11 protein-coding genes are annotated in these 12,918 nt (G+C 51.8%); 10 read left to right on the top strand and 1 reads right to left on the bottom strand.

Annotated features, from left to right (window positions below; genetic code table 11):
* The first annotated feature begins 294 nt into the window (after positions 1–294).
* The 4 genes from AAF564_21710 to AAF564_21695 all read left to right on the top strand — a co-directional run bounded on the left by AAF564_21710 (position 295) and on the right by AAF564_21695 (position 4,614).
* Positions 295–1,347: a histidine kinase gene (locus AAF564_21710; protein MEM8488182.1), complete on the top strand. Its 1,053-nt coding sequence runs from the start codon at positions 295–297 to the stop codon at positions 1,345–1,347.
* Positions 1,340–2,074 carry a LytTR family DNA-binding domain-containing protein gene (locus AAF564_21705; GenBank protein MEM8488181.1) on the top strand — a complete coding sequence of 245 codons (735 nt, stop codon included), beginning with the start codon at positions 1,340–1,342 and terminating at the stop codon, positions 2,072–2,074. The genes AAF564_21710 and AAF564_21705 overlap by 8 nt, the downstream gene beginning before the upstream one ends.
* 182 nt (positions 2,075–2,256) lie before the next feature.
* Entirely contained in the window at positions 2,257–3,423 is a 1,167-nt protein-coding gene (locus AAF564_21700) for a hypothetical protein (GenBank protein ID MEM8488180.1), read from the top strand.
* Between the two features lie 15 nt (positions 3,424–3,438).
* Positions 3,439–4,614 (top strand): hypothetical protein, encoded by a 1,176-nt coding sequence (locus tag AAF564_21695; protein MEM8488179.1) that lies wholly within the window; start codon positions 3,439–3,441, stop codon positions 4,612–4,614.
* Positions 4,615–4,644: 30 nt separating this feature from the next.
* Here AAF564_21695 and AAF564_21690 read toward each other — a convergent pair whose 3' ends face one another.
* Entirely contained in the window at positions 4,645–5,085 is a 441-nt protein-coding gene (locus AAF564_21690) for an Lrp/AsnC family transcriptional regulator (protein MEM8488178.1), read from the bottom strand.
* A 150-nt stretch (positions 5,086–5,235) separates the two neighbouring features.
* On the opposite strand from AAF564_21690, the gene hutU reads away from it, so the two are divergent.
* The 6 genes from hutU to AAF564_21660 form a co-directional block, all read left to right on the top strand.
* Positions 5,236–6,900, top strand: a complete 1,665-nt coding sequence (gene hutU, locus AAF564_21685; protein ID MEM8488177.1) for a urocanate hydratase — start codon at positions 5,236–5,238, stop codon at positions 6,898–6,900.
* 4 nt (positions 6,901–6,904) lie between these two features.
* Positions 6,905–8,434, top strand: coding sequence for a histidine ammonia-lyase (hutH, locus tag AAF564_21680; protein ID MEM8488176.1), 1,530 nt, complete (start codon positions 6,905–6,907; stop codon positions 8,432–8,434).
* Between the two features lie 2 nt (positions 8,435–8,436).
* A complete protein-coding gene (hutI, locus tag AAF564_21675) occupies positions 8,437–9,693 on the top strand; it encodes an imidazolonepropionase (protein MEM8488175.1) in 1,257 nt (418 codons plus the stop codon).
* Positions 9,690–10,613 (top strand): formimidoylglutamase, encoded by a 924-nt coding sequence (locus AAF564_21670; protein MEM8488174.1) that lies wholly within the window; start codon positions 9,690–9,692, stop codon positions 10,611–10,613. Before hutI ends, AAF564_21670 begins: the two co-directional genes overlap by 4 nt.
* Before the next feature lie 144 nt (positions 10,614–10,757).
* Positions 10,758–12,344, top strand: coding sequence for a kelch repeat-containing protein (locus AAF564_21665; protein ID MEM8488173.1), 1,587 nt, complete (start codon positions 10,758–10,760; stop codon positions 12,342–12,344).
* Positions 12,345–12,568: 224 nt separating this feature from the next.
* Positions 12,569–12,918, top strand: a 350-nt coding sequence (locus tag AAF564_21660) for an SUMF1/EgtB/PvdO family nonheme iron enzyme (GenBank protein ID MEM8488172.1), incomplete at its 3' end; no start/stop codon positions are given.

The following is a 12,918-nucleotide window of genomic DNA, read 5'->3' as shown; positions in this document are numbered from 1 at the left end:
CGATGCAAAGGATTGGTCTTTGTATTTTGATACATGCTGTTTTGCTCGGTAGGGCCGGCCACCGAGGGCGGCTTTATACTCGTTTAACATGGTTTTCCTCGTTGTTTTTGGCAAACATATCCACTGGCCGGCAAGCAATTTTTGAAATGAGAAGTAGGCCGAGTAAGTGCAGCAGAAGGACTGATTTACGCCTGCCTATGCCGTTTGTAGGACGCAACGCGTTATTGCGCTGCAGCAACGCGTCAATGAGATCTTTTCTATAGATTAGTCTGGCTTTTTAAAGATCTTTCCAGCATGTACCAGCGCATTAGTCGACATATCTTTTTCTGGTTCTGCTTTGTCACGCTTTATGTGATTCAGGATCTGCTTTTCCCTCCGCCATCCGATTTGGTGTATCCTGTGTGGCAGCGCGTGCTGCGGTTCTTCTTCAGCGAACTCTCACTATTGCCATGGAAAGCCATTCCCTTTTATGCGCTGTTTTACTTCCTGATACCACGGTATTTCAGTAAGGGCGCGTACATCAAAACGATTGTATTTTTTCTCCTGGTTCTGGCCGTCTGCGTGCTCGGGTACCGGTCGATGATTGCACCGATCAGCCAGCTACTGTACAACGAGTCACCTGATTTTAATGTGTACAGCCTGAAGCGCTTGTTATACACTACAACAGACTTGCTGCCGGCGCTTGGACTGGCCGCCTCTGTGAAGCTGTTGATCGGCAGTATGGCTTTCCGAAAGAAGGAGGTTGCCCTTCAGAAAGAGAAACGCGCTGCTGAACTCAGCTTCCTGAAGGCACAAACCAACCCGCACTTTCTGTTTAATACCCTCAACAACCTGTACGGACTTGCACGGAAAGACGACAATGCAACGGCGGATTACATCCTCAAGTTATCCAACATTGTCCGATACATCCTCCAGGAATGTAGCAGTCCAACCATCCCTGTTGAAAATGAGGTTACAGTCATCCGCGACTATGTTGCACTGGAAAAATTGCGATATGATGACCGGCTGGTTGTGGTGTTTAATGTGGATATTAAAGAGATGCATGTCACCATTCCGCCGTTGCTTCTGTTGCCGTTTGTAGAAAACGCCTTCAAACACGGGGTTAGCGAAACAAGGAGCGAAACGTTCGTCACCATTGAGTTAAACATTGCAGATGGCATGCTGAACTTCTACGTTATAAACGGACGGGGAGAAGATGCGCCGGCACACGCTGCCGGCATCGGACTCACCAACGTCAAACGACAGCTCGACCTCATCTACCGCGATAATTACTCTTTAAAAGCTGCACCTGAAGGCGACGTGTTTAACGTACATCTGTGCATCCAACTCAACCACGACAATGGATAGCGTACCGCTCAAGTGTTTGATTATTGAAGATGAACCGCTGGCTGCAGAGGTGCTGACGGACTATATCGGACAGGTAGCATTCCTTGAATTGCAGGGCCACTGTAGCGACGCGATCTTTGCACTGGAACAGCTCCACCAAACTCCCATTGACGTAATTTTTCTGGATATCCACCTGCCCAAGTTAAAAGGACTGGATTTCCTGCGGAGCCTCCAGCAACGCCCGCAAACGATATTGACCACGGCGTACCACGAATATGCGCTGGATGGATTTGAAGAAGGAGTAGTCGACTATCTGATGAAGCCCATTGCGTTTTCGCTTTTCCTTAAAGCAGTAAATAAACTTGAGCGCGCGACAACGCCGGCAGTTAAAGTACTGGATCAGCTCTCTCCTCCAAGCGCAGAGAGGCCTTTTCGGTTTTTCAACGTCAACAAAAACATGGTCCGGGTTTACTATGATGAAATACAGGTAGTAGAAAGCCTGAAAGACTACAGCCAGATTGTAACGGGAGAAGAGAAGATTGTAACCCGCGGACAGATAGGCGAAATGGAAGCATTGCTCGAAGGGCAGGGGTTCATGCGAATTCATCGGTCGTACATCGTCAACCTGGATCACATCAAGGCATTTTCAGCGAACGACATCACGGTGGCCGGCCGGCAATTTCCAATTGGCAGGAGCTACAAAGCAGCCGTTGCAAATGCCCTGGCAGCGTATTTTAAACAGTCGTGAATAACAAAAGGCTGTAGTTTGGTATGAGGCTCAGAATTTGATTGTTTACTGAAACAGGGATGCAAAATAGCCGTACCGTCTTGTATCTTCTCTCAACGTGTCGATATTATAGATACAAAAGCGTTGTACCCCCCCTCACTGCTTCGCCTTGTTACCTTTTTGCGCTGGCTTAATCTATCGTTATGCAAAAAAATTACACCCGTTTGTACCCGGTGGCCTCTGCTTCATATGCTGTACTTTTGTTGCTGCTTGTGGTCGGTTGTAACAAACCGTCTCTCGGCGACAGCTATCCAGAACCGTTTTACGGGCAACTCCTGGTGGGTGACTCGTTGATTGCACCGGTAGCGCAATCGGTGTCTGAGCGCATTTTTGAAGACTCCGCTTTTGTCGTGGTCAAGCAGTTCACCGTGCATCCAGATGCTGCAACGGAGGATACGCCGGCGGAGCGTATATCGCCGTCTCCTGCCATTGCTATTGTGGATGCCACTGAAGACTATCTTTATCTGTTCGACAAAGATATCCTTATGCTCCGCAAATTCAGCATCGCTGATGGTGCACTGGATTTTGCGATCAAAATTGATGTAGTGCAAGCGCGCAATGGCGGTGCGGTCATGCGCCTGGTGTCCGATGAAGTGCTCTGGATTGCCAATGTTGAGCGGGGCAAGATTGTCAGAATTACAACAGCGGGAGAGCGGCTCGATGATCTGGACGTACCCGGTCGGGGTGCACCCATTGTTGCTAGTGATGGATCTTTTGTGATGGCCAGCATCGAAGACAATGAAGCGCTGTTCCATAGCTACACACCCGGTACGCAAAAGCAGGATGCCTTTGGCGTGTTTACAAATCGAGTTGTATCAGTAAATGATATACGTTATCCGGGACACGGCATGGGCTTCATTGGAGAGGGCGTTTCAGATGGATCACGATCTTTTGTTTATGCCGGCTTAATGGGAGGCGGCTTGCTGAGTTACAATATGGATGGATCGCTGCGTTACTTTCGCGAATCTATCCACCATAACAACTTCCCGGGCCTTTTACCAGATACCACCGTGGGTGTGACCGGGTTGGTATTTGACATGGAAGGTGTACGAGAACAGCAAATCCCTATTAATATCTGGAATGACGTCTATTACCAGTTCTATTCGGTAGTCGGAGGAGATAGTGAATGGGGTTGGGATGCATACGATTACGCTTCGGGAGATTATAAATACTCAATTCGTCGAAGCGGTGAATGCGGTTACAATTTCATCACTGAGTCGCATGTATATGCTAACTGCCTGAACAAAGGCTTTTTTCAGATCAAAAGAGCAGATGCTGTTACATCACAAGCATTAGCTATGGTTAACTAGGTACAAATTACAGGTATGAAGCTACCAAAATCAAACACCAGTCTGTACCCGCTGGTCCCCGTTTTATATGCCGTTGTGATATTGCTGACGGCAGCCGGTTGTAACAAGGCCTCGCTCGGCGAAAGTTATCCTGAACCGTTTTACGGGCAACTCCTTGCGGGTGACTCATTGATCACGCCGGTAGCACAAGTAGTGTCAGACCGTGTTTTTGAAGACTCGGCTTATGTTGTGGTCAAGCAGTTCATCGTGCACCCGGAAGCGGCAACTGAAGATACGCCGGCTGAACGCATATCGCCGGCTCCTGTGGCAGCTGTTGTGGATGCTGCTGAAGACTATCTGTATTTATTCGATAAAGAGACCTTTACGCTCCGGAAGTTCAGCATTGCTGATGGTACGCTGCAGTTTGCAATCGAAATTGATGTAGAGCAGAAGCGTAATGGCCGCCCGGTATTGCGTCTGGTGTCTGATGAGGTGCTTTGGATTGCAAATATTGAAAAGGGTAAAATTGTCAGATATACAAGCGCAGGAGAACGGCTCAGTGACCTGGACATGCCAGGCCTGGGGACGCCAATTGTTGCTGATGATGGGGCTTTTGTGATCGCCAATTACGAAGACAATGAAGGCCTCTTTCACAGCTATTCACCACGCATGAAAAAACAGGATGCATTTGGTGTGCTTACAAACATTAAAGTAGCGCTTCAAGGTATACCTTATCCCGGACATGGGATGGGCTTTATGGGCGAGGGCGTTACGGATGGATCTCACTCCTTTGTTTATGCCGGCTTGCTGGGAGGCGGGCTGCTGAGTTACAAAATGGACGGTTCGCTTCGCTATTTTCGTGAATCCATCGACCACAGTAACTTCCCGGGTGTACGGGAAGACACGACCCGTCAGGTAACCGTGTTGAGCACGGATATGGAAGGCGTCGAGACACAACAAATCCCCTTTAATGTCTGGAACGATACCTATTACCAGTTCTATTCTGTAATCGGAGAAGAAGACTGGGGCTGGGATGCGTATGACTATAATTCTGGAGATTACAAGTATTCCATTCGTCGGAGTAACCAGTGTGGCAACAATTTCATCACCGACACTCATGTTTATGCAAACTGCCTGAACAGAGGCTTTTTCCAAATGAAAAGAGCGGAAGCGGTCAATTCATCAAAGCAAGCATTGGCTGCTATCAATTAAACCCTGCCCGCAACCAACAACGTGCAACCATCATGTGTCCAGCGGCTGAAAGATCTTACCTTTAATCGGATGTGAAAGCACCACCGACGACACAGGCTCACCAATTTCCATCAGTCTGTTGAGGAATTGCTCCATGTGTGCCATGGAGGAAAAGGTGGTCAGCATAATAAGCGAGCTAGTCCCGGTTGTGCGGTAACACTCGAGCACTTCCGGCATAGCGTCGAGCTTTTTGATGGCTGGCCCAAACAGGTTGCGGTCGACTTGCAAGTGGACAATAGAACGCGTCGTATACCCAATTTTCTCTGGATCCACCATGGCCCGGTACCCGGTGATGATGCCGGCGTCCTCCATTTTCTGCACCCGTTCTTTCACCGCCGGTGCAGACAGCCCTACCGATCTACCAATCTGTGCATAACTCGCCCGGCCCTGTTTTTGTAAGTGGGCCAGAATACGGCCATTCAATTCATCCATATGCATTTTTGGAATCGAAGGTGTTATTGTTGAAATACCATTGATCGTTAAGAATATACGTCTGTATTCTTGCCAATCCATCTTTACCTGGCCCGCCTGCATTTCTTTTATTTATTGGTACCCCTGGCTTAAAGACAAATCCTGAAAAAGATGAATACAAGCACAAAAACCATTCGTGCGCCGCGCGGGACCACCCTGCATTGCAAAGGCTGGCACCAGGAAGCCGCCATGCGCATGTTGATGAACAACCTTGACCCGGAAGTTGCTGAACACCCTGATAACCTGATTGTGTATGGCGGCAGCGGAAAAGCTGCCCGTAACTGGGAAAGTTATACAGCCATCATCAAAACGTTGCAACGGCTGCGCAACGACGAGACCATGCTTGTTCAGAGCGGCAAACCCGTGGGTGTGTTTCGTACACACAGCGAAGCACCGCGTGTGTTGATTGCGAATTCGAACCTCGTTCCGAAGTGGGGTACCTGGGATGAGTTTCGCCGGCTCGAAGCCCTCGGCCTCACCATGTACGGACAGATGACCGCCGGCTCATGGATCTATATCGGCACCCAGGGCATCCTGCAGGGTACCTACGAGACCTTTGCTGAATGCGCCCGCCAGCACTTTGGCGGATCGATGAAACACAAGCTTGTGGTTACGGGCGGACTTGGGGGCATGGGAGGGGCGCAGCCGCTCGCTGCAACGATGAATGGCGCCGCCTTTCTTGGCGTTGATGTTGACGCTTCCCGCATCCAGCGCCGGGTGGACTCGGGGTACTGCGACGCCCTCTATGATAATCTCGATGAAGCGCTGACCCGCGTGCTGCAGGCGCGTGAAGCCGGCGAAGCCTTTTCCGCCGGCCTCGTAGGCAACATCGCGGAAGTATTGCCCGAGCTGGTACGCCGCGACATTGTACCAGATGTACTCACCGACCAGACCTCGGCGCACGATTTGATGGTTGGCTATCTGCCAGCCAGTATGAGCACGGAAGCCGCGCTGCTCCTGCGCGAAAAAGACCCTGCGGGATACCGTGATGCTGTGCTTGACTCCATGGTAGTACACGTTGACGCCATGCTCGCACTGCAAAAGAAAGGGGCGGTAACGTTTGATTATGGCAACAACCTGCGCGGCCAGGTGGCTGATCATCGTGGGAAAGCGGATGCGTTTGATATTGAGGGTTTTGTGCCGGCGTTTATCCGTCCGCTCTTTTGCCGCGGCTCAGGTCCATTCCGCTGGGCGGCCCTCTCTGGTAATCCGGCTGATATTGCCGAGACCGATAAGCTGGTGCTCGAAACCTTCCCCAAAAACGATGCGCTGGCGCGATGGATTCACAAGGCGCGCGAACAAGTACATTTTCAAGGCCTGCCGGCGCGCATCTGCTGGCTTGAGTATGGAGAGCGTGCTGAGCTTGGCGCGCGATTCAACTGGCTGGTGGAAAAAGGGAAAGTAGAAGCGCCCCTTGTCATCGGTCGCGATCACCTGGATTGTGGCTCTGTGGCTTCTCCCAACCGTGAGACCGAGAACATGAAAGACGGATCAGATGCGATTGCTGACTGGCCGCTGCTGAATGCGATGCTGAACACAGCTTGTGGTGCAAGCTGGGTATCACTGCATCACGGCGGCGGGGTAGGCATCGGGTATTCGATGCACTCAGGTATGGTTGTCGTGGCTGATGGCACAAGCCAGGGCGGCCGCCGGCTGGAACGCGTTCTAACCGCTGATCCGGGTACAGGCGTGATGCGTCATGCAGATGCCGGCTACGAAACGGCTGTAGACACGGCAAACGCGCGCGGGGTTGACCTGCCGATGATAAACGGGTAAGCGAATGACGGACACAGTTCAGGACATTGTTCTACATCAGGTTACAATGGAGGACCTGGCTGCAGACCTTGATCGCCGCGTTGCATCCCTGCAAGCGGACGCCGGCAGGGTCCATAACAGCCGTTCGCTGGTTGATGAAGCGCTGGACAGCGGAGACGCCCATTACGGGATTAACACCGGTTTTGGGTACCTCAAAAATGTGCGCATCGACCGCGAACAAGTTTCTGCGTTGCAGCATAACCTGCTGCTGTCTCATGCGGTGGGGGTAGGGGAGCTAATCCCCAAACCCATATGCCGGCTTATGCTGCAATTGAAAATCCATGCACTCGGACAGGGGTATTCAGGCGTCTCTGCGCAGACGTTCGAGCGGTTGCTGCTTTTTGCCGACCGCGATCTGATTCCTGCCATTCCCCGGCAGGGTAGTGTCGGCGCTTCGGGTGACCTCGCGCCGTTGTCGCACATGGCTTTGCCGCTGATCGGCTATGGTTTTTTCTGGGATGTGGCGGGCAAGGAGGTGGTACCGGCAGAAACAGTACTCGAACATGAAGGCCTGACACCGGTGACGCTTGGGGCTAAAGATGGTCTGGCGCTGATCAATGGGACACAGTTGATGACGGCGTACGGGGCCCATGTATTGCAAAAAGCATTCAGCTATCTGAAGTTTGCAGATATTGTTGCTGCGATGAGTCTGGAGGCATTGCAGGGGAGTGTAGCGCCATTTGATGCCCGGATCCACCAGCTGCGTCCTCATAAAGGGCAGTTAGAAGTGGCAGAGAATGTGCGCCGGCTGCTGTTAGACAGCGAAATTCTGGAGTCCCATCGTAACTGTGGCAAAGTGCAGGACCCGTACAGTTTGCGCTGCGTGCCGCAAGTACACGGGGCAAGCCGCGACAACATCCGGCATGCTGCAGCGGTTGTGGAAACCGAAATCAACGCCGTCACTGACAATCCGCTGGTGTTTCACAATGGCGATATCCTCAGCGGAGGCAATTTTCACGGACAACCCCTTGCGCTGGTATTGGACCTTGCTGCAATCGCGTTGGCTGAACTGGGCAGTATTTCTGAGCGGCGCACGTATCTCCTGTTGGAAGGGCATGATGGGCTGCCTGCGTTGCTGATGCAGGAAACGGGTATCAACTCTGGCTTTATGATCCCCCAATACACAGCTGCGGCACTGGTGTCGGAAAACAAAGTGCTGTGCCACCCGGCCTCTGTTGACTCAATTCCTACATCGCTCGGGCAAGAAGACCATGTTAGCATGGGCAGCATCGGTGCGCTCAAACTGTTGCAGGTCATGCAAAACGTAGAACAAATTCTTGCCGTAGAGTTGTTCACCGCGGCGCAGGCCCTGGATTTCCGGAAACCGCTGGCCCCGGGGAAAGGCATTGAAGTGGCGCATAACTTCATCAGAGGAATTGTACCACATGGTGAAAAAGACTATTACTTCAAACACGACCTTACCAAATGTGCTGAAGTGGTTCAGTCGGGCTACCTCGTGGCAGCTGTAGAACAGGTCATTGGTACGTTGAGGTAAATATGCAGGTTTTAGCAAACATTGGGAGCCTGGTGACCAGCGCACAGGAAGGCGAGCAGGGTGCTATACATACCATTCGGGATGCTGCACTCGTCTGGGAAGGTGACACCGTACAGTGGGTTGGGCCACAAGCAGCCTTGCCGGCTGCCTTCGAGCAAGCTGAGCGAACAGATGCACACGGCATGTTAGTGCTACCCGGACTTGTAGATTGCCATACCCACCTCGCGTTTGGCGGGTGGCGGACAGACGAATTCGAAATGCGTGCGCTCGGCCGGCCGTATCTTGAAATTGCCAAAGCCGGCGGGGGTATTGCCTCGTCTGTGTCCAGTACGCGGACTGCTTCGGAAGATGCGTTGTACCACAAGGCCTTCGGTTTTTTGGATGAAATGATGGCGCTGGGTATTACCACGGTGGAATGTAAAACCGGATACGGGTTGACCCTGGAAGATGAACTCAAAGTTTTACGGGTATACCGGCGGCTCGCTGCAGAACATCCTGTACGAGTCCGGGCAACCTTGCTCGCGGCGCACATAGTGCCGGCTGAATTCAGGGAAAACAGGCGGGGATACATCGATTTAATTGTCAAAGACATACTGCCGGCGGTGGCTGCTGAAGCACTCGCCTCATTTTGTGATGTCTTTGTTGAGGAAACTGCGTTCTTGCCTGAAGAAGCCGTTGAAATCTGTACAGCCGCAGCAAGGCACGGTTTGCGCGCCAAGTTGCATGTGGACCAGTTGCACGATGGGGGAGGTGCTGCCCTTGCTGCCCGTCTCAATGCCATCTCCGCTGATCACCTTGAATATGCATCGCCGGAAGGCATTGGCGCGATGGCTGAAGCTGGCGTAGTAGCGGTGAGCCTACCTTTCGCCTCGTTTAACTTGCGCCAGCCAGCCATGCAGGCCAGAGCATTTATCGATGCCGGCGTGCCCGTTGCCGTAGCAACAGACTTTAACCCGGGCTCGGCACCCAGCTACCATCTGCCGGCTGCGATGTATATGGCGTGTATCATGCAGTACATGTCGCCAGCTGAGGTCGTGAAAGGCGCCACGCACTACGCCGCCAAGGCCTTGGGCATGGAGAACACAGTTGGCACCCTTACGCCTGGCTTTAAAGCAGATTTTGTGGCTGTTGATGCACCTGATGTGAATCACTGGATGGGACACTTTCGGCCGAATGCGGCTTGTCTGACCTGTATTGACGGTCGCGTCGTACACCGTGCTGGTGTTTTTGCTGAACTACAACGCGGTACCACCGCATGATACACGCTGTTGATATAGCACCCCCAGCAACCGCACCTGATGATTTGCGGCTAGGGCACTGGCTGGTCGAGCAAAAAAAGCGGCCCCGTGTGGCCTTTGTAGGTTTTCCGAGTGATGCCGGCGTTAAACTAAATGGAGGCCGACCGGGAGCGGCGGATGCTCCAGGTGCAATTCGCAAAATGCTGTATAAGCTTACACCCGACAGCAGAAATTACGCGGCGTTTTGTGCATTACTCAAGCGCACTACAGATCTGGGGAATGTGCAAGTTTCGGGGGATGTGGACCTGGACCAGCAGCATCTCGGCGAAGTGCTTGCACCGCTGTTGCAGCAAGAGACCATCCCGATCGTTTTGGGCGGCGGGCACGAAACTGCATTTGGGCATTTTCTGGGCTATGCAAAAAGCGCTCAACCCGTGCATATCACCAATATCGATGCGCATGCTGATGTACGTCCGTTGAAAAACGGAAAGGCGCATTCCGGATCACCGTTCTTTCAGGCGCTTGAATTCGGAGCTAACGTGTGCCACGGATATACGGTCTTGGGACTCTCTCCACTATCTGTTGCCCAGGCCCACATTCAATATTTAATGGAAAAGGGATGTGTGTTCCATTGGCGAAATGAAATAGATCATGCCTTTTTGCACACCTATTTTACCGACCTGAAGCAGCCCACGATGTTGACACTTGATATGGATGTTGTGCATCAGGCGGAAGCACCCGGCGTAAGCGCGCCGGCAGCTGACGGCATTCCCCTCAAACTAGTCTATGAAGCCGCATATCTAGCCGGCAAATCTCCTTTTGTCAAATCATTGGATCTTGTAGAAGTAAACCCACTTGTTGATAAAGATTTACAAACTGTACGTGCAGCTGCGGTAACTTTGTGGTATTTTTTGTGCGGACTTACCGAACGTACTGCATAAGTTGTGCAACGGGACGACGATAAGAGATATAAATAACATTCCGTTGTTCCGTTGTTTGCTTAGGCGTTGAGGCATAGTACTTGTTTGGTATCCGACAGCCGTCGAATACACGTCGGAAGCATCTTTTCTTCCCATAATTCCCATATGCTTAATCGCTCTTCAGCACCAGTACGTATCCTTTTGATCTCTATTGTTGCATTTTTTGTAATTGGAGCATCGTACGCCTACGAGACTTTTCAGGAAAAAAGGGCCTTGCAATGGCGAACCCTGAACGACCAGAACAGCTTACAGGCGCGGCATGAAAATGCGTATGTAGAGGCAAATGGTAAATTCTATCTGATGGGCGGACGCGGCAGCCGGCGTGTTGAAATATACGACCCTGCCGACAGCACCTGGACCACCGGTTCGCTGCCGCCAGACAATATGCAGCTGCACCACTTTCAGGCTGTAGCCATTGGTGATACCATTTACATCGTATCTGCTTATACAGACACCTTCCCTGACGAAAATGCGGTAGAAGAAGTACTGAAATATGCGGTGAATACAGACACCTGGGTTGTGGGCTCAACCATTCCTGCATCTCGCCGTCGCGGTTCTGGCGGGGCAGTGCATTACAACGGCAAGATTTATCTCGTTGGAGGCAGTACAGGAGGGCATGGCGGAAGTGCTGTACGCAAAAACCAGTTTGACGAATATGATCCTGTTACTGATACCTGGACGACATTGCCTTCAGCCCCTTTTGCACGAGACCACGTACATGCAGCAGTTGTAGGTAATAAGCTGTATGTGATCGGAGGGCGAAACGGGAGCAATGGAGATAATGTAGAAGAGGTGGATGTATACGATTTTAACGCCGGCTCATGGAGCACCTTGCCGGGTGCCAGCGATTTTCCCATACCAAGAGCTGGTGCTTCATCGGTGGCAGTAGGCAATTATGTGGTTGTAATTGGCGGTGAAAGTACGAGAGACCTTGCACACGACGAGGTACACGCGCTCAATACCCTGACCAATGACTGGGTTACCATGGATCCGCTGGGCGTCGGACGCCACGGTACACAGGCAATTTTCTATAACGACAACATCTACATTGCTTCAGGATCAGGCATGAAAGGAGGCACCCCCGAGTTGACCTCTCATGAAGTGTTCGAAACAGAAGGGGAGACCGTTTTGCCGGTAGAACTGGCACCGGGCTTTGCTGCAACGATAAACAACAACGATGTCACGTTGAACTGGCGTACGCTATCTGAAACGAATAACGCAGGGTTTGAGGTCGAGCAGTATAAAGATGGCGTCTTCACCGCGCTTGGCTTTGTGCGTGGCGCCGGTACCACCACTGAAGCCCAGGATTATCAGTTCAACGTCGGTGAACAACCACCGGGCCGGCACGTATTTCGCCTCAAACAGATCGACTTCGACGGCACCTTTGCTTACAGTCCGCAAGCTGTGGCACTGATCCATACGGCATCAGCTGCGCATTTAGGCGCTGTCTATCCAAACCCGCTCAACCCGGAAGGCCGATTTACTTTAACCCTGGCCCAAACCCAGGACGTGACAATTGGACTGTACGATCTGCTTGGCCGGCAAATCTCTGTCATCTACAACGGCCAACTGGAAGGAGCGCTTGCCCACACTTTTGCCCTCGATGCCAGCGCGCTTGCCGGGGGGAAATACCTCGTCGTTGCTGAAGGCCGCCAGTTCTCCGTTTCGAAGCCATTTACAGTGCTGAAGTAAGAAATAAACGTCCGCGTAACAGAACGCGATCACCCGCCTGTTTGAATTTTTTTACGGAAATAGCCATTTCCACTTGAATCTGAGTGCGCTGCCTCTTTTTTTGTCTTCCTACCCTCCAGTACCACCACAACGTCCTGCTTGCTATTGCCTGATCTGTTTTCTTTTAGATCATGGGACTTGTTTGTGTTTTTCGGAGACCCTCAATACGTTATTAGGAGATAACGATGGCGACCTCACTCTCTATCTCCCAGGTTATTATGCGCCTGGGACTGCCGCTTGTCATGGTCCTTGCTGGCCTTGGTGGGATGATGTGGTTTGGATCTGAAGCTGAAACCGCCCCTGCAGAGGCTCTTAGTCATCCGGTTATTTTGCCATTTGATAAAACTCAGGATCCGCCTGAAGGGATTGAAGTGCCGCAAGGGATGACTTACATCCCAGGGGGACAAACAATAATTGGGTCGGAAAAGGGGCTACCGATGGAGAAACCGACGTTCGAAACTACGGTCGCTCCATTTCTTATGGATACCCACCCCGTCACCGTAGCCCAAATACGTGCATTTGTAGAGGCTAACGG

It is taken from the genome of Bacteroidota bacterium (assembly GCA_039111535.1).
Classification (GTDB): Bacteria; Bacteroidota; Rhodothermia; order Rhodothermales; family JAHQVL01; genus JBCCIM01.
The sequence above is the reverse complement of the archived record's forward strand: the minus strand, read 5'-3'. Positions and strand labels throughout refer to the sequence as shown.